The following is a 21184-nucleotide window of genomic DNA, read 5'->3' as shown; positions in this document are numbered from 1 at the left end:
CCCGCGGGCAATTTCCACGTTGACGCGTGGTTCGCTCCTCGAGAGGAGCTCCTACAGCGACTTCGAAACAGCTCGGGACAACATGAACCTGGCTATCGCGCCGCCAGCGGCGTCGAGCCAATCGCAAAGAGGCGGGCTACTCATTCTCCGGCCGCACCTCTACCTGCGGCTCCTCGCTGTCAAACGGCACCGCCACAGTAAACAGCAGCGGCTGGCAGCACACCTGACAGTCTTCCACGTATTCCTGCTCCGCCACCGAAGTATCAATCAGCACCTCGATGGGCTCCCAGCAATGGGGGCATTGCACGGTCACCGGCACCAGGCCCGCCATGGCTAGAGAGACTCCGGTAAGGTCAACGCTTCCAGCCACACGGGGCGCTCCTCCTCTGCCCAGGGTTCAGGCAGCCCCTGCCCCCAGACCGGCCCGGGCCAGCAGGCATCCGCTTCGAAACGGGCGATGATATGGATGTGCAATTGCGGAACCAGGTTTCCCAAGGCGCCGATGTTGATCTTGTCCGCCCCGGTTACCCGCTCCAGCTCCGCCGCCAGACCATTAACCTGTAACAGCAAGGCCTGCTGTTCTGCCAGGGACAGATGGTGCCATTCGCGCAGACCATCGCGCTTGGGCACCACGATCAACCAGGGAAAGCGCCGGTCATTCATCCAGCGCAGCCAGCACAGCTCCGTTTCACCCAAGGCTCGGGTATCGGCAGCAAGGCGGGGATGGAGTGTGGCCATTGGTGTCTCCTCAAACAACAGAACATCGGAGAGTGACGAGGCGCGAGTTTCGACATTCAAAACCGGGCTGCCTTTCGCCCCTCGTAACCCGTACCTTGCCTCTCTCAACTGGCCCTCAACGGTTATCCCGCATCATGGGCCTCTATTACCGATAATCGGAAGGGCTGCGCAACGTCCAGCGCCTAAACGCCCGGGCAAAGTTGGAGGCATCGGAATAACCCAGACTCATGGCAATCTCATCCACGGTCTTGTCTGTCTGGGTCAGGTATTCCACCGCCAGCCCCTTGCGCAGGCCGTCCAACACCTCCTGGTAGCTGGTACCCAGTTGCTGCAACTTGCGCTTGAGGGTCCGCGAAGACATGTGCAGTTCACTGGCCACCTCTTCCACGCCGGGAAAACGTCCACCACCGCCCAGGATGATCCGACGCACCTGGCCAAGCAGGGCCGGGGGCGCCTTGATGGAGGCCATCTCCTGCTCGCACTGGTCCGCCGCCATACGCGCCAGCCGCGGATCGGCAAACTGCAGCTCATAATCCAGGCGCTCCACCGGGAAGCGCATTTGATTGTAGGCGCAATCGAAATACACCGGCACCGGCATCACCGGTCGCATGCGGGCAAAGTACTCCGGCTCAGGGTAGGTAAAGCGCAGCTCACCGATAATTTCCATATCCGGCAGCAATTTCTGCCCCATAAAATGGAAGCTGGAAAACAGACTCTCCATCATCACCGGCGCCAGATCACCCAGCGCCAGCAATTCGCTGATCTGCATCACCGCCATATCGCCATCGGTAAAAATTTCCAGCTGCACCAGGGTGCTGCGGGTGCGGAAATATTTCACCGCCATTTCCATGGCCTCACCGAGGGTAGCGCTACTCATGGCAGCGTAACCAAGAAAACCGTGAGAGGAGATGGTCATGGCTGCACCCAGCTCCCAACCCAGCCATGGCTCACCACTGAGCTCCAGCCCCCGCGCCACTACCTTCTCGAAATCCTGAGCAGTAACCCGGGCTTTCGGATCCCGCCAGCAGCCAGGCTCGATGGCGGTGCCGGACAGCATCACTTCATTGGAAACACCCCGCCTGGACAACACATCCAGAAACAGAGCCAGGTATTCGGCGGAGACCGAGTACTCCGCAGGGTCCATTTTTAGTATTGTCATGGCTATATCCTGCTTGCGCCGTCCATGGCCCCAAATGACCGAAAAAAAGCAACCATAACGTTACACCCCGCCGCTGACAAGTAACTCTCGTTCACTTGTTACGGCCAACCCTGGGAGAGCACCATGTCCACCGATAACCTCAAAGACAAAACCCTGTTTATTACCGGTGCCAGCCGCGGTATCGGCAAGGCCATTGCCCTGCGTGCTGCCCGTGATGGCGCCAACATTGTTCTGTTCGCTAAAACCACTGAGCCTCATCCGAAACTGCCCGGCACCATCTATACTGCCGCCGAGGAAATCCGCGAGGCTGGAGGCACCGCCCTGCCTTGCGTGGGAGATATTCGCTACGAGGAGCAACTCCAGGCCGCCGTGGACCAGGCCGTAGAAACCTTTGGCGGCATCGATATTCTGGTCAACAACGCCAGCGCCATCTCCCTCACCGGTACCGAAGCCACTACCATGAAGTCCTACGATCTGATGCATCAGATCAACAGTCGCGGCACCTTCATGGCCAGCAAGCTGTGCCTGCCCCACCTGAAAAAAGCAGCTAACCCGCACATTCTCAACCTGGCACCACCGCTGAACATGGCGCCCCACTGGTTTGGCCGCCATGTGGCCTACACCATGGCCAAGTACGGCATGAGCCTGTGCGTACTGGGAATGGCCGACGAATATGCCGGCAAGGTGGCGGTGAATGCCCTGTGGCCGAAAACTGTCATCAATACCGCCGCGGTACAGAACCAGCTCGGTGGCGCCCCCACCGTCAAGGCTGCCCGCCAGCCATCCATCATGGCAGATGCAGCCTGGACCATTCTCACCCAACCGGTCGCCACCGCCAGCGGGCAATTCTTTATTGATGAGGAGGTATTACGTAACGCCGGGGTCAGCGACCTCAGCGGCTACCGGGTAGACCCGAATCTGGACGACGAAAAACTATTGCCGGATTTCTTTCTGGATTGACAGAAAAAAAGGGAGGGTTACCAAAATTGTCACTTGCTGCCGGGCTCCGCCAATTTCACAGTGATTTTTTTCACATTACCACCGTAACCCATTGAACAAAAACAATAAAAATATTTTTACAATGCTGGCACGGTTCTCGCTTTATTAACATCAAGCGAGAGAGAACATGCCATGAGCAAGATTCTGAGATTACGAAAACTGCGCCCGGCAACGGCACTGGAAAATCTGAACCGACTCACCGGACTGGATTTTCAAAGTCTGCCGGAGTCCCTGGTGAACCGTGACGGCACGGCCAATCAGGAACAGGACGATGAGGAAGGCAGGCTGGATTTTCCGCAGCGCGTCAGCCGTCAGGGCTGACGCGCCTATTTTTTGGACATAACGGCACATTGCCGCCATAACAATCTGCCCATGACAGTCAGTTTTACCGCAATCTTCCTGCCTGATCGATCAATAGTTGGAGATCAGTTTGTCAGAAGACTTCAGGGCCGCACCCCGACGCTGCATGAACAACTCTTCCACCACATGGGTCATGGCCGGCTCACTCAGCCGCAGGGAGATTTGCACCTGCTCTACTTCCGCAGTCAGTTTCAGACGGATGCTGCCGGATAGCAGGGCACTGCCCTCCCCGCCTACATCAGCGGTATCTACCAGCACGGCCCTGTCGGCCTTGCTGTCCATGTAACGCACTACCAACTGCACCTTCCCCGCCGACCCAGCGATGCGAACCCAGGAGGCCACGTTGAATTCCGCCTCCCACTGGCGGGCACGAGCCGGTCGACCATCTGCCCAGATCCGTGAGGGCACTTTGGCGATGAATTTTTCTATCATTATATTCTCTCTAGCCGGTACAGTCTTTTTAGCCAGTGTACGCATGAGTATAAATAACGACCATGCGGGGTTTGGCGTACTGACTTTGACGGATATCACATCCTGAAGCTTCCCTGCACCCCAGCGCATGTCCAATTGTTGGACAGTTAGTCGGCCTCTGTTCCCTCTGAGTCCTTACTCTTTATCACACGCAGCGTACTTAACCGCTGCAACAAATTCTGTTTTTACACCGGATAACGTAAAGGAACTATTGATCATGGGCGAGCTGAAAGATCTGCGCGAACAAAGTGAATCCCTGGTAAACCGTGCCAAAGAGCTGGGCAACAAGCTGTACCTGGCTGGCCTGGGCGCATACGACAAAGCGGAAGAGAATTCTGAAGAGCTGCTGAACAAGTATGTGGAAGCCGGCACTGAAGCATTTGGCGAAGAAGCCGAAGGCAAGCCCAAGGCCCTGCTGGCTGGCCGTGGCGCCCTGCTGGCTGCTCGCGAACTGCTGGACACCGCGCCAGAAAAGCGTCAGGCCCTCTACGAGAAGCTGGTAGAAGCCGGCAAGAAAGAGCGCGGCGAGAAAGCCGAAGAAACCAACGAATTCGTGCTGGCCGGCCTGGGTGCTGTTGCCTCCGCGCGTGAAGAAGGCGAGAAACTGTTCAACGAACTGGTTTCTGCCGGGGAAAAACGTAGCTGATTCTGTTTCCCTGATTCTGTTGTACTCTCCTTTGGGGCCTGATTTGGGCCCCTTTCTTTTGCCTGCTGTTTAGCGAAAAGCCATCCGTCACCCTCCCCTTTATGGCTTCATCCCACCATGTACACCCTGCCGGACAAGCGCTAGAGTCTGATAGCACCTGCTGACTCGGTCACAACGTGCCGAGAATGACTACCCCATAGCGTTACTCGAGGACACCATGGCTGACGACCGTCGTCGCAAACGCCCCACCACTGCCACTGGTCGCCTTTTCCGGCTGACCGGCATGACCACTTCCATTGCCACCCGCGTCGCCGGCCATCAGGTCAAAGGGTTGTTCCAGTCCGACATTGCCAAGGCCGCAGACCGGGAAAAACTGCTCCAGCATATCGGCAAGGAGGTGGCAGCCACCCTGGGGGAGATGAAAGGCGCGGTAATGAAGGTGGGGCAGATCGCCTCGCAAATGCAGGACATTCTGCCCAAGGAAATCAGCGATCAGCTCAAGGTGCTGCAAAATGCCTCGGCCCCCATGCCCTTCCACGTAATCCGCCGACAACTGGAGCGTGAACTGGGAGACACCCTGGACAGGCTGTTTGCCGACTTTGAGGAAACACCGTTCGCCGCTGCCTCCATCGGCCAGGTACACCGTGCCACCACCCATGATGGCGACAGCGTAGTCGTCAAGGTTCAGTACCCGGCGGTAAAGGAATCCATTGATTCCGACATGAAACACCTGCGTCGCATTCTGCGCTTGGGCAGCCTGCTAAAAGTTGACGAGGCGGCTCTCGATGCGGTGTTTCGAGAAATACGCAACCAACTCCACGAAGAGCTGGACTACCGGCAGGAGGCAGGGAACCTGAAACATTTCCGGGATTTTCATGACGACCAGCCCTGGCTGGTCATACCGCAGGTGTTCGATGCATTATCCAGCGAAAAGGTGCTAACCCTTAGCCTGGAAACCGGCATTGCGCTGGACCAGGTGGATGACGATCACGGCTTTGACCAGGCTACCCGCAACCTGCTTGGCGAGCGCCTTTTTGATGCCCTGGGCCAGCAAATCTTCCAGTTACGGGCGGTCCACTGTGACCCACACCCGGGCAACTTTGCCTTTCGCCAGGACGGCACCATCGTGATTTACGATTTCGGTGCGGTAAAACGGTTGCCACCCCAGGATGCTGACCTGCTACGGGATATTGTGCGCAGCGCACTGAATGAACAGTGGGATCACCTGGATACCCTGCTGCTGCAACTGGGCGCTCGCAAAAAAGATACCCAGGTCAACGGCCAGTTCTATGCCACCTGGATTGCCTTGCTGCTACGTGCCTTCGATGACAAGCCCTACGATTTTGGCTGCTCGGAACTGCACACCGACATCCTCCGCCAGGTAAAACGCACGCCCCTGGATCAGATGCTGAAATTCCAGCCGTCCTCACGCAGCCTGCTGATTGAGCGAGTGGTCAGCGGCCACTACTGGACGATGATGAAGCTGGGCGTCAACACCGCCTTCCGCCCCAATCTGGAAAAAGCTCTGGATTTGTCTCGGGAAGGTTGAAGATGCGGGCACCGGATGGTGCCCGCAGGCGGGTCAATCCGCGCAACCTAGAAAGCGGAACGCAAGCCTACGCTGACACCGGAAATTTCTTCCTCGTCGGTGTCCACATAACGCATGTATTCCAGATTGGCACCCAGCGTATCGGTCAGGTTGAAGTCGAGCCCGGCACCCCAGGATTCATCCTCGAAAGTTTCCGTTTCGCTGAAGGAGTAATTCACCCCTGCCACGGAACCACTGGCAGAGACTTCACCTTTTACCTTGCTGTAACCACCAATCACATAGGGACGAAGGGTCTCGCCCACCGGCGCACCCAACTTCAGGTAGCCGCCGTAAAGATGATCCATCTCGAAATCCAGAATGCCACGGGAGTCCTTGTCGAAACCTGTACCACCACGTGCTTCCAGGGCAAGAAAATCGGTGAAATCAAAACCGGCACGGATGGTAGCGGCATCAATTTTCAGGGTGTCGCTGTCAATTTCCTCGTTGTCATACTGGATCTGGCTGTAGTTACCACCAATGTAGGGACCAGCCGCAAAAGCGCCCGAGGCCGCTACCAGGGAACAGGACATCACCAGAACATTGCGCATCATCACTTTCATACAGCTCTCCTTTTCCGTTTAGTCACTATTTTCGAGACGCCGTCCGACGCACGGTTCCAGCCAATCAGGTAAATTCTGTAAAATACGTCTGAAACATGACATGCCGCATCCGGATAACAGCGATAACAGGATCGGGAATGACAAAGGGAACCGTCTCCGCAGGGCGACTGGCAGCGCTTATCTGCGCACTTTTTCTATCACTGAACAGCCACGCACTCACTCTGGCGGATCACCGCGACAGCTATGAAGCTGCGGCAGGCATGCAATGGCTGGCAGATCAGGATCATTCCCTTAGCCCGACTATGGCATTACGGGCCTTGCGCGCCGGCAAGGGCCAATTCTTGAACAATGCCTATCCTTCTCTGGGATTTCGCAACGGATTCCAGTGGTTCCTCATCTCTGTAGAGAACAACAGCACGATGCCCTACTGGTTTCTCCGTGTGGGGCGCCCCCATCTTGATTACCTGGACATCTACGTCTTTGATAAAGACGGCAACCAGATAAAACACTCCCGCATGGGCGACCGGGTTCCCTTCCACCGTCGCGAGCTGTCCCACTATCATCTGGTGACACCACTGACACTGCCTCCAGACAGCACGCACTACCTGTTGTTACGTGCCCAAGGCAACAATGTGATTGAACTGCCTGCCACCCTGATGACGCCGGCAGCCTTCAACGCCCATGACAACCGGCTTTCCCTTTTCTATGGGCTCTATTTTGGCGCAATCGTCGCCATGTGCCTGTTTAATCTGCTGATTTTCCTTTCTATCCGCGATCCAAGCTATCTGCTTTATGTGCTTTACCTCGGCACTTTTGGCCTTAACTTGTTTACCCGGGAAGGCCTGAGTTACCAGTGGCTATGGCCTGAGGCCACCCTGTGGAACCATTATTCCCTGCCCGTGCTGAACCTGGTCACACTGGCATTCTCCATGATGTTTGCCAGCCAGTTTCTGGAGCTGAAAAAACGGGCTCCGCGAATTCACCGCATACTGCTGTTTAGCGCTATCGCCCTGTTGGTCGTCACCCCGCTGACGCTGCTCAACTTCCATTTTTCCATTCAGGCGACTACTGCCATCGTGCTGCCCTGGCCATTTGTGGCCATCGCCCTGTCCCTCTGGCTGATCCTCAAGGGCTATAGTCCGGCACGTTATTTCCTGCTCGCCTTCACCGCCGTGGCCACCGCCACGGTGCTCTACGTACTGAAAACTTTCCAGTTGATGGAAGGAGGCTGGCTGCTGGAAAATGCCATGCAACTGGGCACCTTCACTGAAGCCGTACTGTTGTCTTTCGCTCTGGCTCACAGGATGACGGTGCTGAAAAGCGAGAATGCCCGCATTCAACGCGAAGCCAACGAAGTTTTGGAGCAACGTGTGGATGAGCGCACCCGGGAACTGAACAGTGCCCTGAGTGCACGTAGTGAATTCCTGGCGGTGATGAGCCACGAAATCCGCACCCCACTTAACGGCATCATCGGCACCGTAGATATGCTCAAGGGCACACCGCTGGATGAGGATCAACAGCACAATCTCAATGTGATCGAGCAATCCGGTAACAGCCTGCTCAATCTGATCAACGACATTCTCGATTACTCCCGCATCGAAGCAGGCAAGATGCCCATTGAACAGACCAGCTTCAGCCTGGCGGATCTGGTCAGCGAATCCCTGGCGCTGTTTCAGCACAAGGCCCATGTGCATTCCAATACCCTGCAGACCGAGCTTGACCAAAACCTGGGGGAACGGTGCCTGGGCGACCCGGTGCGGCTACGACAAATTCTGGTAAATCTGATCGGCAATGCGGTGAAATTCACCAGTAACGGCATCATCACGGTCAGGGCCGAACGGGATGAACACAACCCGGACTATGTCTATTTCGAAGTGTCGGATTCCGGCATCGGCATTGCCCCGGAACAGCTCAAGCACCTGTTTGATCATTTCCATCAGGGCGACAGCTCCACCAGCCGGCGCTACGGTGGCACAGGTCTCGGGCTGGCAATCTGCCGGCAGCTGGTGGAAATCATGGGAGGTGAGATTGGTGTCTTCAGCCGCCAGAACGAAGGCTCTCGATTCTGGTTTCGCCTGCCCCTGCCAGGTACACAGAGCGATAGCGGCTACCTGCCACAAAACGATGACAGCGATTTACCCAGCCTCTCCGGCGGCCGACTGCTGATCGTCGATGACAACCATATCAACCTGATGGTGGCCGAAGGTCTGTGTCAGAAACTGGGTTATGAAACGGAAGTGGCGGAAAGCGGCATGGAAGCCATAGCCGTATTGATGTCCACCCAGCAGTCGTTCGATCTGATTCTGATGGACTGCGAGATGCCAGACATGGACGGCTTCGAGACCTCACGCTCGATCATCAAGCTGCAACAGGAAGGCCGGCTGCCCTGGATACCCATTGTGGCTCTGACGGCCCACGCGGTACCGGACAAGATCCACGCCTGCCACGACGCAGGCATGGTGGCCCACCTGGCAAAACCCATCAACAAGGCTCGCCTGATGGCCACCCTGAAACAAGTGCTGCGTGATCCGGGCAAGGGCTCACGGGATCGCGCCTGACACCCGACGCGAATCAATGTAAAAGCGCCCTTTTTTTGCATCAAGTGTTTTGCTGCTTTCCTGCCTTGTATGGCGTCCGGCGCTCTCAAACATCGCTTCCCACAGTTTTTTATCAGGCCTCAAGCCTCTGGCGTTTAATCCAGCGATCCCAACAAACTGTCCACCACCCGCTCCAGGTCGTTAAGGGTGGCGCACTGGCGGGCCAGACGGCAGTGCGGCAGGTAACGGTCCATCACCGCATCACCACTGTTCCAGCGGCTCCGGGATTCCGGATTCAACCACCACACCTGTTTGACCCGACGACGGATCGCCTGCAACGTTTCGGCACCGTCCTGCAGGTAGTTGTTACGGGCATCACCGAGGATGATCACCGTGGTATGAGCGTCCAGCTCTCTTTCACAGCGAGCCTGAAACGCCCGAAACATTTCGGCATAATCAGTACCGCTACCGGACAGCCTATCCAGCACCTTCCCCACCGCCACCTCGGGAGAATAGCGAGCGAAATCCTCGGTGATTTCATCAAACCGAGAGGCAAAGGCGAAGCTGCGAACCCGTGGCAACACGTCGTTCATGGCATAGAGAAACTGCAGTAGAAATCGGGCCGCATCGCTCACCGAACTGGACACATCACAGATCACCATGACCCGGGTCTTGCGGGGCGGACGGCGACGCCAGAACAGTTTGGCCGGCACACCATCATGGCGGATGCTCGCCACCATGGTGCGGCGGGCATCGAGCATGCCCCGCCGACTGTTTTTTGTGCGTCGCTGATGCAGGCTGGCCAGTCGCCGGGCCATCCTGCGCACCAGAGCCTGCACGTCACGGAACTCCCTCAGATCCCGGAATGGCACTGCCCGCAGGGTCTGCTCACGAAGCACTCGCCCCTTACCCACGCCATGCAACAGAAACTGACGTCGTACCTGACCCGCTGCCTGCTCACGGACCCGGGCTCGCCACTGCCGTAACTGCTCCGCTCGGGCCTGCTGACGCGGGCCGCCCTGATCCAGTTGCAGCACCCGGTCATCTACCGCTCCCATGCCCATATTCATCAGCAGACGACGGGTATAGATCCCCTGCTGGGTAATCACTTCCATCTGAGTGAAATCCATCTCGGCTGCGGCTTCCGCCATCCGCTGCTGTAATTGATCCGGGGTACTGGCCAACAGGGTTTCCGCCTGTTGCTGCTCAGGAGTCTGCGCGGACGAGGGGTCGGCCGCGGGTTCCGGCATGGGCGAACCGGAATCTTGCGGGGAGTCGGAACGGGAGTCTTCAGCCTCAAAAAAACGAGCAAAGGTTTCTTCGAACGCAGACTTGTCCTGTTGCTGTTTGACCAAAGTCAGGGCCAGAGCATCATGGAAACGCTGGCGCTGCGCATAGCCCACCAGCGCCGCCGCATCCATAGCCTGACTGGCTTCATCCGGTGAAATCCGCAGTCCGGCCCCACGCAGGGCCTGAACAAACTCGGACAAGCGACGAGTTGGCATCAGCAGCCCCTAGCGCTTGCCGAGCTTGCGCAGCCAGGCAGGCAATAACTCACGGGCCAGGGTGACATCCTGCTCGGTTTTCAGCACCAGATTGAGTGTATCCGCCACCTGGGCATGCTCCAGGCTGTCTGCATGCAGTAATACCAGCGCACGAGCCCAGTCCAGGGTTTCAGAAATGGCCGGCAGCTTTTTCATGTCCTGTTCGCGCAGGTGCTGAATAAACGCCACCAGCTGCTCACGCAGTCGGGCATCCAGATCCGGCACCCGGGCAGCAACGATCTGCGCCTCCAACTCCGCGGCCGGATAAGGAATATAGAGATGCAGGCAGCGACGCTTGAGAGCATCGGACAGTTCTCGCTGATCGTTACTGGTCAGCAACACCAGGGGCTGATGCTTTGCTTTCACCGTGCCCAGCTCAGGAATGGAAATTTGGAAATCGGACAACAGCTCTAACAGGAAGGCTTCAAACTCCTGGTCCGCCTTGTCGATTTCATCAATCAGCAGCACCGCCGGCTCATCACTGCGCAGTGCATGCAACAGCGGCCGCGGCTCCAGAAAGGTATCGCTGTAGAAGGCTTCGCCCAGATCCCCCAGCCGTTCCATGCTGGCTTCCAGACTATCAGTATCAGCAAGCATGCCCCCCAGTTTGTCACGCAACAACTGGGTATAGAGTAGCTGCTTGCCATACTTCCACTCGTACAGGGCCCGGCTTTCATCCAGACCTTCATAGCACTGTAAACGGATCAGCGGTGCCTCAAGAAACGCCGCCGCCGCTTTGGCCAGTTCGGTTTTGCCTACCCCGGGAGGGCCTTCCACCAGCACCGGCTTGTGCAACTGCGCAGCCAGGTAGATCGCCAAGGCAATCTGTTCACTACAGATATAGCCCTGCCCGGCAAAACTGCGAGTAATTTCTTCGACGGAATCAATACGGGTTTTCATGGAAGCTCCTGCAACAGAGCCTCAGAGGGTAGCGCAGGAAGCGCCAGCCGGGAATGACATCCGCACAGCGGCACCATGCGGTATGTTGCCTGAAGTACGAGCCCTCAGTGCAGGGTAATATTATCCGCCAGCACCAGCGGCGCAATCTCGGCCACCTCTTCGACGATGGGTTCGCCGTCCAGGCTGGTGACATCAAAGCGGGCAGATGTCACTTCACCGTCAATCATGTCGGGGATGGCATCCAGAAAGGCATCCACATGCTCGGAGCCGAAATGGATTTCCAGCGCATCCAGATCTGTCCATTGCTGCCACACCACGATGACCCGGGGCTCATCCGCCTGCAGGTATACCTCGTAAGCCAGGCAGCCATGTTCACCCCGGGAGGATTTCGCCAGCGCCTGCACCAGCTCCAGCGCTTCTGGTTGCTGGTCTTGTTTCACGGGGAAAGAGCCTTTGACGATGATCATGGGGGTCCATTGCGCTGGGAAAACGACCATAGTACCACAAACCCGCCCCGGCTGTCCGCTCAGACACCGCCGCAGAAGCGTACTGAGTCGCCCAGCGGCACTCGCCCCACCCGGGTGCGGTTGGCCGCGATATCCGTGTTTTCATAGCCGAAACTGATACCCAGCACGATGGCGGTGCTGTCCGGGATCCCCAGCAGTTCACGTACATCATCCGGGTAGTAGCGCATACTGCCCTGGGCGCAGGCCCCAACTCCGTGGGCAGTCATTGCCAGCAACAGGGATTGCACGTACATGCCCACGTCCAGAGCCACGGTAACGCCAAAATCCCGCTCCATGCCGATAAAGGCCACATGGGGCGCATCGAACAGTTCAAAGTTGCGCAGCTCCGCCCGACGGCGACCTTCCCGGTCTTCCCGGGCGATGCCCATGTTACCGTAGAGGGCCATGGCACAATCCACCTGTCGCTCCCTGTATATGCCCTGGAAACGAGGCAGGCTCTCATAGTCCGGCGCAAAGGGGATTCCCCGGCTGACCTTGTCCACCAGACGCTCGCGTAAAGCGTTACGGGTTTCACCACTGGCCACCCATACCTGCCAGGGCTGGATATTGCAGTTGGAGGGTGCATGTTGGGCCAGTGAGAAAATCGCCTCAAGCTCTGATTGGGGTACAGGCTTGTCGAGAAAACCGCGCACAGAACGGCGCTCGGTAAGAGCATGAAAAAGGGACATGGAATCGGCAGTCATGGGTAACTCCTCTGAATTACCCGCCAGTCTAAACAGCCATGCAGAAGGGGACGATGACAGAAACGCTCAGGCTGCCTCGCCAGAAGCCTCACGCATGGCCTGACAGATCTCGTCAATCACCGGGGCCGCAAGTTCCATGTGGCCATCACAACCAGCCACACCAAGACGTCGCGCGCAGGCCGGGCACAGCACGTTGAAGACCAGCTCATCCCCTTTGCTGCGTGCAGGCAGCACAATCCAGTTTTCCTGGCGCGCCTGCTGGCCGATACGGTGATAGTAGTCCAGATTGATGTCACCACCGGGCTCGAAATCAAAGGTGGTCGGACAGCGACTGCAATTGAGCCACATGTCGTACAGGGCTGCGGCGTCGTAGGGATCCCTGGGATCAAAGGGCATCGCCACCTCCTGTGGCAAGCGGACAAGTGTTAGTGCGTATTTTTAGTGCATTTTTTGTCAAAAACCCACGAATTACGTCACATTTGCCTGCTTTTTACTCTCCTCAAAGGCCCGCGAATGGCAACACCGGGGAGTTAAAGGCGCATGCCCTGAGCCATCATCCGCCCCCCCAGGGCCATCATTTCCAGCTGCAGGCAGGCATGGTCCGCCAGCACTCTGCGAGCACTTGTCGTGTTGTCGAGCATGGAAATGCCGGCGCCAAACATGATCGCAATGGCCGCCTCCGCCTCCTGCTCCGCCGGCACCGGCTCGCGCCCCTGGGCCGCTACCGCCTGGCGCACATCCTCAGCCAGTTCATCCACCAGCAATTGCAGCTCCCGCTGGATACGCATCCGATAGCGGTCGTGGCTGCCCAAACGCTGTTGCACCAGCAGTCGGAAATCATTTTCATAGTCGTTCAGGTAACGGACAAAACGGCCCACCAGCTCTTTCACCGCCCGGGCCGGGCCAATTTCAATCATGCTGCGCCGCTCGTATTCCATGGCTGATCGCAACCGGAAACAGCAGGAGTCGATCAGTGCCAGCCCCAAGGCATCCATGTCCGGGAAATGGTTGTACAGGGAGGTGGCGGCAAGCCCGGATTCCCGGGCAACTTCCCGCAGCCCCAGACTATCCAGGCCACGCCCCCCGGCCATCAGGGTTCGGGCGGCTTCCAGAATGCGCTCCCGGGTTTGTCGCTTCTGCCGCTGTCGTGTTGTTTCAGCCATAATATTATCACTAACGAGTGTTAGTTAAATATTCCCATGAATCCCGCTCATCGCGCAACTACATACTGGTTACATAATAATCTTTGACAAACAAGTGTTAGCTGAAAGAGAATTCGCCTTACAGTTGTAAGGCAAGAAATTTGGCTCTTACCGATCTCACGGCGCATCATCAATTAGCGCTACAACACAGACTGCCTGCCTACAGCGGGCAGCAGGGAAGCAAAAGGGGAAAGCAATGAACTATTTCGTCACCGGTGCCACCGGCTTTATTGGTCGTTTTCTGGTTGGTCGTCTGCTCAAGCGTGAGGACAGCAGGGTTTTCGCCCTGGTGCGCTCCGGCTCCGAATACAAGCTGGATGCCCTGCGTCGCCGGCTGGGTGTGGACGCCGATCGTCTGGTGGCTATCCAGGGTGATATCAACGAAAAACTGCTGGGCGTCAGCAAGCGGGATCAGGATGACCTGACCGGCCAGGTGGACCACTTCTTTCACCTGGCCGCAATCTACGATCTGACCGCCGATGAGAACACCCAGCGCTACACCAACATCGAAGGCACCCGGCAAACCCTGAAACTGGCGGAGAAACTGCAAGCCGGCTGCTTTCATCATGTTTCCTCGATTGCCGCTGCCGGCCTCTACAACGGCACCTTTACCGAAGATATGTTCGAAGAGGCCACCGGCCTGGATGACCCCTACCTGCTCACCAAGCATGAGTCCGAAGCCCTGGTGCGCCAGGAAAGCAAACTGCCGTGGCGGATCTACCGACCGTCCATGGTGGTAGGCCACTCCGAGACCGGCGAGATGGACAAGGTCGATGGCCCTTACTACATGTTCAAGCTGATCCAGAAGCTCAAGGATGTGCTGCCCAACTGGATGCCCCTGATTGGCGTAGAAGGCGGCCACTTCAATGTGGTGCCGGTGGACTTCGTGGCCGACGCCCTGGATCACATTGCCCATCAGCCCGGCCATGATAGCCAGTGCTTCCACCTCACCGCCGATCGCAGTTATAACCTGGGCGAACTGATGGACATCATTGCCGGTGCCGCCCAGGCCCCCCGCTGGCCGGTGAAACTGGATAACAGTCTGTTCAACGTGGTCCCCGGCTTCGTCAAGAAAGGCGTCAGCGCCATGACCCCCAAGCTGGTGGTCAACACAGTACTTGAGAACCTGGATATCCCTCCGTCAGCCCTGCAATTTCTCACCTTCCCCACCGAGTACGATAACCAGCGTGCTCGGGAAGCGCTGGCGGGAAGCAACATCCAGGTGCCGGACCTGGAAGGCTATATCCAGCAACTATGGGATTTCTGGGAGAACCATCTGGACCCGGATCGTGGCGATCGCAAGGATGAACTACAGCCCCTGCCCACCCTGCCCGAGCGGGTGGAAGGCAAAGTGGTCATGGTTACCGGTGCCACTTCCGGCATCGGCAAGGCTACCGCACTGAAACTGGCTCGTGCCGGCGCCACTGTGCTGGTCATCGCCCGTACCGCAGAAAAACTGGAAGAGACCCTGCACGAAATCGACCAGTTAGGTGGCACCGCCCAAGCCTACAGCTGTGATGTATCTGACCTGAACAGCGTGGATAATCTGATTCAGCAGGTGATCGCCGATCACGGCCATGTTGATGTGCTGGTCAACAATGCCGGCCGCTCCATCCGCCGCTCCGTGGTGCATTCCTTCGATCGTTTCCACGATTATGAACGCACCATGCAACTCAACTACTTCGGCGCGCTGCGGCTGATCATGCAACTGATGCCGGGCATGATCGAGCGTGGCGGCGGACATGTGATCAATATTTCCAGCATCGGGGTGCTCACCAATGCGCCACGTTTTTCTGCCTATGTGGCGTCGAAAGCGGCACTGGACGCGTTCACCCGCTGTGCCTCCAGTGAACTGGCCCATGAGGGTATTCGTTTCACCACTATCAACATGCCGCTGGTGCGTACCCCGATGATCGCACCCACCAAGATCTACAACCACGTGCCCACCATCAGCCCGGCCCAGGCAGCGGACATGATATGCGATGCCATCGTGCGCCAACCCAAGCGTATTGCTACCAATCTGGGCGTAATGGGTCAGGTAATGCACTTCCTGACTCCCAAGGTCACCGAGACCATCATGAATACCGGCTACAAGCTGTTCTCGGATTCCTCCGCCGCCCTGGGTGACAAGGAAAGCTCGCCGAAGAAGATTCGCCGTGAACAGGCGGCCTTCTCACGCCTCTTCAAAGGCATTCACTGGTAAGCACGCCCTCCGGCCACCGGCTTCTGCCGGTGGCCATCTTTCTCTGTGCACTGCACAGCCACGCTATTCTTTCTTGTTCACTGCCAAAATGTACGCTTTTTTCACTAATGAAAAAGCCATACAAAATAGCCAGCCCGCTCGCAGAAAACACTGAGAAAAAAATTCAGCCCCGTGCCGGACTCTCACCTCGCCTTCACGGTGCTAAATTTTGTGACGCACCTCACAAAAAGGATTGTTTATCCCCTATGTCTATCCCAACGGTTTACTGACCCAGTCACGCAGTTGAGCCAGTAACCGCGACCCAGTAAGGAGTCTGGTCATGGTTACCCACCCAAAATCCCTGTTCACGGCCTTTTGGCTATTTGTGTTTTCCGCCCTGCTGGCAAGTTGCGGCGGTGGCGGCAGTTCCAGTAACGGCCTCACCGCCGACGCACGATCGGCAACCAGCAAGATCGACCCCAGCGAACCCTGTCGCACCCTGTTCGCCGGGCAGACTATCGATGTGGGCACCGTCTGCCTGGAAACGGATGCCCACTTCCTCTACATCACCTACGAAACCACCGGCGGTTGGCTGCTCAATGAAGTCCACCTGTTCGTGGGAGAATCCCTGGATGACATGCCGCAAACCAATAACGGCAGCCCGATTCCCGGCCAGTTTCCCTACGTCGCCGAGGACCTGGAAACCGACACCTTCCAGTTCAAGATCCCCCTGGATGACCTGACCGCCGAATGCGGCGATCTGGTTGCTCTGGCTGCCCATGCCGTAGTCAGTAAGACCGACGGCGATAGCACCCAGGAGGAAACCGCCTGGGCAGATGGTGACAACATCGTGCGCAGAGGCAACTGGGCCACCTGGAGTGAATACCTGATCGATTGCGAAGATGACGATCCACCCCCTCCGGTATGCCCGGGCGCTGAAACCGCCTACGGTGTTGGCGACAAGACCTTCGAAGAACTTGGCTTTGGCAACTGGGGCTGGCAGATCACCGTGCTGCCCGGTGACGACAGCAGCGTGGACCTGTATGCCGGCGCAGCCCAGCATGATCTCAGCAAGGGCACCCATGTGGGAACTGTCAGCTACACCTACGATGGCAGCGTCCTGCACCTGACCTACGAAACCTTCGAAGGCTTCGGGCTGCTCGAGGCTCATGTCTACGCCGGTGCGGAAGAGCTGCCCACCAATGCACCGGGCCTGTTTGGCAACACCCAGGAGCCGCTGGAACCCACCAGCATGCTGGACTTCACCATCCCGGTGGAAGCCGACCCGCTCTACGTGGCGGTCCATGCGGTTGTCGTGGGTACCGACTGTGAGCCCGAAGAGGAGGATCCACCCGCAGAGGAGACCGAGCAATAACCGGCGAACCGCAGCCCCGTCACTCAAAGTCGGGGCTGCCATCAATCTGAAGAAGCATAAAGAAAGGCCCCGGAGACCGGGGCCAAAGAGTTTCCGGAGACAACCGGAAGCATACGCAGCGGGATCATATCCCGCTGCTATCCTCTCTCCTTACCGCCCCCCTCGCCTTGATCGACATCAAGGTTTTTGTCCGCAACCACAATCGGTGGCTGTCATTGAAGACAAGCACGCGGTCTTGTGCCGGCTACACTGAAGCCATGGGACAATTCACACTTCGCCAACACCCCACCGCCATCGCCCTGTGCCGCGCCCTGTTTCCGGCCGGGAAGACATTGCCGGCGGCAGATTCCGACGCCCTCCTCGGCAAGATGGATGCGCAACTTACCGGTCATCCAGCCCTGCAACGCAGCCTGAAAGCCGGCTTGCTGTGGCTCGACAACCGTCATCGTCTGGTGCGGGGCCGCGCCTTTCGGCGCGCCAGCCTGAAACAGCAACAACTTTTTCTCGACAAACTGGCCGCCACCCCGGTATCCGGCAAACTGCTGCGCCTGCTGGCTCTCCCCTTCAAGGCCGCCTATGTGCTGGATGAGAAGGTGGAGCAGGCTACCGGCTGCCGGGAACCGGTGCAGCTGCCCGCCCAGATTGAAACCTTCCGATGGCAGCAGCAGATAACCGCTGCCAGGGACTGCGAAGAGGATATGACCCTGGAAGCGGACGTGGTGATCCTGGGCAGCGGCGCAGGAGGTGCCGCGGCGGCCTACGAACTGGCCTGCCACGGCCTGGCCGTGGTGATCATCGAGGAAGGCGAGTACTACGATCGCAGCCACTTCAACGGCAAACTCACCGAGGTGATTCCCAAGCTCTACCGCAGCTGGGGGGCCACCGTGGCCACCGGCAACGCCATTATCCCGGTGCCGGTGGGCTGCAACGTGGGCGGTACCACCACCATCAATTCCGGCACCTGCATGCGCACCCCGGCCTCGGTGCTGGCCAACTGGCGGGAACAGGGACTGCAGGATTTCACCGAACAGGCCATGGCTCCCTGGTTCGAGGGCGTGGAGCGGATGCTCTGTGTTCAGCAAGCCACCGCAGAGACCGTCGGCCCCATTGGCGACCTCATCGACCGGGGCGCCGGCGCCAACGGCTTCTTGCAGCGCCAGCCGCTGATGCGCAATGCCCAGGGCTGTGACGGCCAGGGGCTGTGCCAGTTCGGCTGCCCCACGGACGCCAAGCAGTCCACCAATGTGAGCTATATCCCCCGGGCCCTGGAACGGGGTGCATTCCTGTTCAGCGGCTTCCGGGCCGAACGACTGCAGCGACAGGGAGGCCGTATTACCGGCGTCATCGCCCGCGGCACCAATGCCGCCGGGCGCCCGGTCACCCTGGGCCTGACCTGCCAGCGCACCATCGTCGCCATGGGCAGCCTGTTCACGCCACTGTTTCTTCAACAACAAGGAGTGCGCAACCCCCACCTGGGCCGCCACCTGACGCTACACCCGGCGGGGGTCGTCAATGCCCTGTTTCCAGACCGGAATCTTGCCAACAGCCGCAGTATCCCACAGGGCTACGGGGTGTCGGACTGGGAAGAGCAGGGCCTGATGTTCGAGGGGGGCACGATTCCCCTGGCCGGCCACAGCCTGCTCAACCCCCTGGTCGGACAGGACTGGGTGCGTTTTACCGAAGACTATCCACACACAGCCTACTTCGGCTTCATGATACGCGACACCAGCGAAGGACGGGTACGAAGGGGCCCGCACCGGGGACTGCCGTTGATTCGCTACCGTATGAACCAGCAGGACTTTGCCCTGTTCAAACGCGGCATCCATGCCCTGGCCTGCTGGTATCTGGACGCCGGCGCCGAGGAGGTACTGATCCCCGGTCTCAATCGCATCGTGCGTATCCAGAACCGTCACGAGCTGGAACGCTTTTTGCGCTCGCCACTGAAACCCACTGACTTCCTGATCAGCGCCTATCACCCACTAGGTACCGCCCGTATTGCTGCTTCCCCCCGGGATGGCGTCTGCGACAGCGATCACCGGGTGTTCGGCCACCCGGGGCTGTACGTGATGGACGGCGCCAGCGTCCCCACCAGCCTGGGCGCCAACCCACAGGTGACCATCATGGCCATGGCCAGCCGTGCCGCCGACATCCTGGCCAGGGAGCTGCTCGCCGATATGGATTCCAGCCACACACACCCACAAGGAGAATGCGCATGACTCTAGGCCTGTTACTCAAGGAACGCATGAGCGGTTGGCTGCAACTGGACAGTCAGGGCCGCCAGCAACCCTTTGCCTTCCAGATCCGCGCCTTTACCACCCGCATCTTCAGCATCAGTGCCCCCCGTTACTTTCGTGGCACCGTCAATCTGGACGGACAGGACTTCCCCTGCGAAGGGGAACTGACCATTCATCCGAGCGGCCCCCATTACTGGCTGACCTTCAGCCACCCGGCGCTGGGACGGCTGCGTGTGGAAGGCAAAAAGCAGTACGGACGCAACGGCCTGCTGGCCTCGTTGATTACCTGCCCTATGACGGTCTACCGGAACCAGCAGGCCATCGGCCAGGCAGAGGTGGCTTACCGGGAAAGCATGCTGGCCTTTCCCTTTACTGCCCTGCGACTGGTGGACGAACAGCAGGCTTACCAGCAAGATCATGGCATCGGCTCATCACGCTGATCGTCCAGACCAAGGAGCCTCGAATGATTCCCTACTACGGCCTGCAGGCCCCGCCCAGGGGCGGTCACTACGAATCCTGGTTTGTGCGCGCCAATCACCCGCACAACCCCCTGGCCATCTGGATTCGCTACACCCTGTTCCGCGCCCGGGATCAACGTCCGGCCCTGGGTGAAGTGTGGGCGGTGTGGAGCGACGGCGCCCGGCAGCAGACCCGTGCGTTCAAGGAAGAGTTTCCCCTGGAACAGTGCCGCTTCAGCACCTCACTGATGCAGGTGGACGCTGGCGACAATCACTTGCAACCCGGTGCCCTGCAAGGGCTGCTTCAAGAAGGAAACGACCAACTGAGCTGGGATCTGCACTACGATGACGGCGAGCCACCGCTGCTGTTTCTGCCGGAGAGTTTCTATAAACGCCCCCTGCCCAAGGCCAAGTCTCTGGTCAGCCGCCCCCATATCCGTCTCAGCGGTACCCTGACCCTGAACGGCGAAACTTTCGTGTTGGACCGGTGGCCAGGCAGCGAAAATCATAACTGGGGCAGTCAACATACCGACCGCTATGCCTGGGGCCAGGTGGTGGGTTTCGACAATGCGCCGGACGCCTTTCTGGAATGCGCCACTGCCCAGGTGAAGCTAGGCCCACTGTACAGCCCACAACTTTCCATTGCCGCCCTGCGACTGGACGGGGAAACACTGCTGTTCAACAGCCTGTCCCGGGCGCTGCGCGCCAACGCCGACTACCGCCCTTTCCAGTGGACCCTTCAGACCGGTAACGGTGATACCCGTTTAAACATCAGCATGGCCACGATGGCAGACCGGGTAGCTGCCCTGACCTATTACAACCCGCCTGGAGGTAACAAGATCTGCCTGAACAGCAAACTGGCCGGCGTCACCGCCACCCTGTCCCGGCGCGGGCAACCGGAACGGATGCTGCACAGCGCCCATGGCGGCGCGTTTGACATTTTGACTGACCGCTTGCCTGCGGGGATGGCGTTGCAAGTCTAGGTATCAGCGTTATCAGCAAGACTCCAACACTCACAGCC

At 58.5% G+C, this 21184-nt stretch carries 21 protein-coding genes; 10 read left to right on the top strand and 11 right to left on the bottom strand.

Features of this window, described 5'->3' with window-relative positions; translation table 11 throughout:
* Positions 1-136 precede the first annotated feature (136 nt).
* The 3 genes from HUJ17_RS01980 to HUJ17_RS01970 all read right to left on the bottom strand — a co-directional run bounded on the left by HUJ17_RS01980 (position 137) and on the right by HUJ17_RS01970 (position 1897).
* Positions 137-331: a CPXCG motif-containing cysteine-rich protein gene (locus HUJ17_RS01980; protein ID WP_103918127.1), complete on the bottom strand. Its 195-nt coding sequence runs from the start codon at positions 329-331 to the stop codon at positions 137-139.
* Positions 332-333: 2 nt separating this feature from the next.
* A complete protein-coding gene (locus HUJ17_RS01975; RefSeq protein ID WP_290509112.1) occupies positions 334-738 on the bottom strand; it encodes an HIT family protein in 405 nt (134 codons plus the stop codon).
* 145 nt (positions 739-883) lie between these two features.
* A complete protein-coding gene (locus HUJ17_RS01970) occupies positions 884-1897 on the bottom strand; it encodes an AraC family transcriptional regulator (RefSeq protein WP_290509111.1) in 1014 nt (337 codons plus the stop codon).
* A gap of 123 nt (positions 1898-2020) precedes the next feature.
* Between HUJ17_RS01970 and HUJ17_RS01965 the strand changes: the two genes are divergently transcribed.
* The gene (locus tag HUJ17_RS01965) at positions 2021-2857 is read left to right on the top strand and encodes an NAD(P)-dependent oxidoreductase (protein WP_290509110.1); all 837 of its coding nucleotides are present in this window, start codon (positions 2021-2023) and stop codon (positions 2855-2857) included.
* A 171-nt stretch (positions 2858-3028) separates the two neighbouring features.
* Positions 3029-3217, top strand: coding sequence for a hypothetical protein (locus HUJ17_RS01960; protein WP_290509109.1), 189 nt, complete (start codon positions 3029-3031; stop codon positions 3215-3217).
* 90 nt (positions 3218-3307) lie between these two features.
* Here the strand turns inward: HUJ17_RS01960 and HUJ17_RS01955 are convergent, their stop codons facing one another.
* Positions 3308-3688 (bottom strand): hypothetical protein, encoded by a 381-nt coding sequence (locus HUJ17_RS01955; protein WP_290509108.1) that lies wholly within the window; start codon positions 3686-3688, stop codon positions 3308-3310.
* A gap of 256 nt (positions 3689-3944) precedes the next feature.
* Here HUJ17_RS01955 and HUJ17_RS01950 point away from each other — a divergent pair, with 256 nt between their 5' ends.
* Positions 3945-4373 (top strand): phasin family protein, encoded by a 429-nt coding sequence (locus HUJ17_RS01950; RefSeq protein ID WP_290509107.1) that lies wholly within the window; start codon positions 3945-3947, stop codon positions 4371-4373.
* Between the two features lie 217 nt (positions 4374-4590).
* Entirely contained in the window at positions 4591-5922 is a 1332-nt protein-coding gene (locus tag HUJ17_RS01945; RefSeq protein WP_290509106.1) for an AarF/ABC1/UbiB kinase family protein, read from the top strand.
* Positions 5923-5969: 47 nt separating this feature from the next.
* Here HUJ17_RS01945 and HUJ17_RS01940 read toward each other — a convergent pair whose 3' ends face one another.
* Positions 5970-6521, bottom strand: a complete 552-nt coding sequence (locus tag HUJ17_RS01940; protein WP_290509105.1) for a porin family protein — start codon at positions 6519-6521, stop codon at positions 5970-5972.
* A gap of 137 nt (positions 6522-6658) precedes the next feature.
* On the opposite strand from HUJ17_RS01940, the gene HUJ17_RS01935 reads away from it, so the two are divergent.
* Positions 6659-9079 carry a hybrid sensor histidine kinase/response regulator gene (locus HUJ17_RS01935; protein ID WP_290509104.1) on the top strand — a complete coding sequence of 807 codons (2421 nt, stop codon included), beginning with the start codon at positions 6659-6661 and terminating at the stop codon, positions 9077-9079.
* Between the two features lie 134 nt (positions 9080-9213).
* Here HUJ17_RS01935 and HUJ17_RS01930 read toward each other — a convergent pair whose 3' ends face one another.
* The 6 genes from HUJ17_RS01930 to HUJ17_RS01905 all read right to left on the bottom strand — a co-directional run bounded on the left by HUJ17_RS01930 (position 9214) and on the right by HUJ17_RS01905 (position 13875).
* A complete protein-coding gene (locus HUJ17_RS01930; RefSeq protein WP_290509103.1) occupies positions 9214-10563 on the bottom strand; it encodes a VWA domain-containing protein in 1350 nt (449 codons plus the stop codon).
* A 9-nt stretch (positions 10564-10572) separates the two neighbouring features.
* Positions 10573-11502 carry a MoxR family ATPase gene (locus tag HUJ17_RS01925; protein WP_290509102.1) on the bottom strand — a complete coding sequence of 310 codons (930 nt, stop codon included), beginning with the start codon at positions 11500-11502 and terminating at the stop codon, positions 10573-10575.
* Between the two features lie 104 nt (positions 11503-11606).
* Positions 11607-11969 carry a putative quinol monooxygenase gene (locus tag HUJ17_RS01920; RefSeq protein WP_290509101.1) on the bottom strand — a complete coding sequence of 121 codons (363 nt, stop codon included), beginning with the start codon at positions 11967-11969 and terminating at the stop codon, positions 11607-11609.
* A gap of 59 nt (positions 11970-12028) precedes the next feature.
* The gene (locus tag HUJ17_RS01915; RefSeq protein ID WP_290509100.1) at positions 12029-12712 is read right to left on the bottom strand and encodes a nitroreductase; all 684 of its coding nucleotides are present in this window, start codon (positions 12710-12712) and stop codon (positions 12029-12031) included.
* Positions 12713-12778: 66 nt separating this feature from the next.
* Positions 12779-13108, bottom strand: coding sequence for a hypothetical protein (locus HUJ17_RS01910; protein ID WP_290509099.1), 330 nt, complete (start codon positions 13106-13108; stop codon positions 12779-12781).
* A 134-nt stretch (positions 13109-13242) separates the two neighbouring features.
* The gene (locus tag HUJ17_RS01905) at positions 13243-13875 is read right to left on the bottom strand and encodes a TetR family transcriptional regulator (RefSeq protein WP_290509098.1); all 633 of its coding nucleotides are present in this window, start codon (positions 13873-13875) and stop codon (positions 13243-13245) included.
* A gap of 235 nt (positions 13876-14110) precedes the next feature.
* Between HUJ17_RS01905 and HUJ17_RS01900 the strand changes: the two genes are divergently transcribed.
* The 5 genes from HUJ17_RS01900 (at position 14111) to HUJ17_RS01880 (ending at position 21146) form a co-directional block, all read left to right on the top strand.
* On the top strand, positions 14111-16117 hold the full coding sequence (locus tag HUJ17_RS01900; protein ID WP_290509097.1) for an SDR family oxidoreductase: 2007 nt from the start codon (positions 14111-14113) through the stop codon (positions 16115-16117).
* A gap of 319 nt (positions 16118-16436) precedes the next feature.
* Complete coding sequence (locus HUJ17_RS01895; RefSeq protein WP_290509096.1) at positions 16437-17471, top strand: hypothetical protein; 1035 nt, start codon at positions 16437-16439, stop codon at positions 17469-17471.
* A 257-nt stretch (positions 17472-17728) separates the two neighbouring features.
* Positions 17729-19687 carry a GMC family oxidoreductase gene (locus HUJ17_RS01890; RefSeq protein ID WP_290509095.1) on the top strand — a complete coding sequence of 653 codons (1959 nt, stop codon included), beginning with the start codon at positions 17729-17731 and terminating at the stop codon, positions 19685-19687.
* On the top strand, positions 19684-20145 hold the full coding sequence (locus tag HUJ17_RS01885; RefSeq protein ID WP_290509094.1) for a hypothetical protein: 462 nt from the start codon (positions 19684-19686) through the stop codon (positions 20143-20145). Before HUJ17_RS01890 ends, HUJ17_RS01885 begins: the two co-directional genes overlap by 4 nt.
* A gap of 23 nt (positions 20146-20168) precedes the next feature.
* The gene (locus HUJ17_RS01880) at positions 20169-21146 is read left to right on the top strand and encodes a hypothetical protein (protein ID WP_290509093.1); all 978 of its coding nucleotides are present in this window, start codon (positions 20169-20171) and stop codon (positions 21144-21146) included.
* Positions 21147-21184 lie beyond the last annotated feature (38 nt).

Origin of the sequence: Alcanivorax sp. (assembly GCF_014762765.1) — a bacterium.
Taxonomy (GTDB): domain Bacteria; phylum Pseudomonadota; class Gammaproteobacteria; order Pseudomonadales; family Alcanivoracaceae; genus Alcanivorax.
This window is presented reverse-complemented; position numbering and strand designations above follow the sequence as displayed.

Excerpts from the sequence above, each read along its gene's own strand:
- HUJ17_RS01980 (WP_103918127.1), bottom strand. The coding sequence starts at position 331 with ATGGCGGGCCTGGTGCCGGTGACCGTGCAATGCCCCCATTGCTGGGAG.
- HUJ17_RS01975 (WP_290509112.1), bottom strand. The coding sequence starts at position 738 with ATGGCCACACTCCATCCCCGCCTTGCTGCCGATACCCGAGCCTTGGGT.
- HUJ17_RS01970 (WP_290509111.1), bottom strand. The coding sequence starts at position 1,897 with ATGACAATACTAAAAATGGACCCTGCGGAGTACTCGGTCTCCGCCGAA.
- HUJ17_RS01965 (WP_290509110.1), top strand. The coding sequence starts at position 2,021 with ATGTCCACCGATAACCTCAAAGACAAAACCCTGTTTATTACCGGTGCC.
- HUJ17_RS01960 (WP_290509109.1), top strand. The coding sequence starts at position 3,029 with ATGAGCAAGATTCTGAGATTACGAAAACTGCGCCCGGCAACGGCACTG.
- HUJ17_RS01955 (WP_290509108.1), bottom strand. The coding sequence starts at position 3,688 with ATGATAGAAAAATTCATCGCCAAAGTGCCCTCACGGATCTGGGCAGAT.
- HUJ17_RS01950 (WP_290509107.1), top strand. The coding sequence starts at position 3,945 with ATGGGCGAGCTGAAAGATCTGCGCGAACAAAGTGAATCCCTGGTAAAC.
- HUJ17_RS01945 (WP_290509106.1), top strand. The coding sequence starts at position 4,591 with ATGGCTGACGACCGTCGTCGCAAACGCCCCACCACTGCCACTGGTCGC.
- HUJ17_RS01940 (WP_290509105.1), bottom strand. The coding sequence starts at position 6,521 with ATGAAAGTGATGATGCGCAATGTTCTGGTGATGTCCTGTTCCCTGGTA.
- HUJ17_RS01935 (WP_290509104.1), top strand. The coding sequence starts at position 6,659 with ATGACAAAGGGAACCGTCTCCGCAGGGCGACTGGCAGCGCTTATCTGC.
- HUJ17_RS01930 (WP_290509103.1), bottom strand. The coding sequence starts at position 10,563 with ATGCCAACTCGTCGCTTGTCCGAGTTTGTTCAGGCCCTGCGTGGGGCC.
- HUJ17_RS01925 (WP_290509102.1), bottom strand. The coding sequence starts at position 11,502 with ATGAAAACCCGTATTGATTCCGTCGAAGAAATTACTCGCAGTTTTGCC.
- HUJ17_RS01920 (WP_290509101.1), bottom strand. The coding sequence starts at position 11,969 with ATGATCATCGTCAAAGGCTCTTTCCCCGTGAAACAAGACCAGCAACCA.
- HUJ17_RS01915 (WP_290509100.1), bottom strand. The coding sequence starts at position 12,712 with ATGACTGCCGATTCCATGTCCCTTTTTCATGCTCTTACCGAGCGCCGT.
- HUJ17_RS01910 (WP_290509099.1), bottom strand. The coding sequence starts at position 13,108 with ATGCCCTTTGATCCCAGGGATCCCTACGACGCCGCAGCCCTGTACGAC.
- HUJ17_RS01905 (WP_290509098.1), bottom strand. The coding sequence starts at position 13,875 with ATGGCTGAAACAACACGACAGCGGCAGAAGCGACAAACCCGGGAGCGC.
- HUJ17_RS01900 (WP_290509097.1), top strand. The coding sequence starts at position 14,111 with ATGAACTATTTCGTCACCGGTGCCACCGGCTTTATTGGTCGTTTTCTG.
- HUJ17_RS01895 (WP_290509096.1), top strand. The coding sequence starts at position 16,437 with ATGGTTACCCACCCAAAATCCCTGTTCACGGCCTTTTGGCTATTTGTG.
- HUJ17_RS01890 (WP_290509095.1), top strand. The coding sequence starts at position 17,729 with ATGGGACAATTCACACTTCGCCAACACCCCACCGCCATCGCCCTGTGC.
- HUJ17_RS01885 (WP_290509094.1), top strand. The coding sequence starts at position 19,684 with ATGACTCTAGGCCTGTTACTCAAGGAACGCATGAGCGGTTGGCTGCAA.
- HUJ17_RS01880 (WP_290509093.1), top strand. The coding sequence starts at position 20,169 with ATGATTCCCTACTACGGCCTGCAGGCCCCGCCCAGGGGCGGTCACTAC.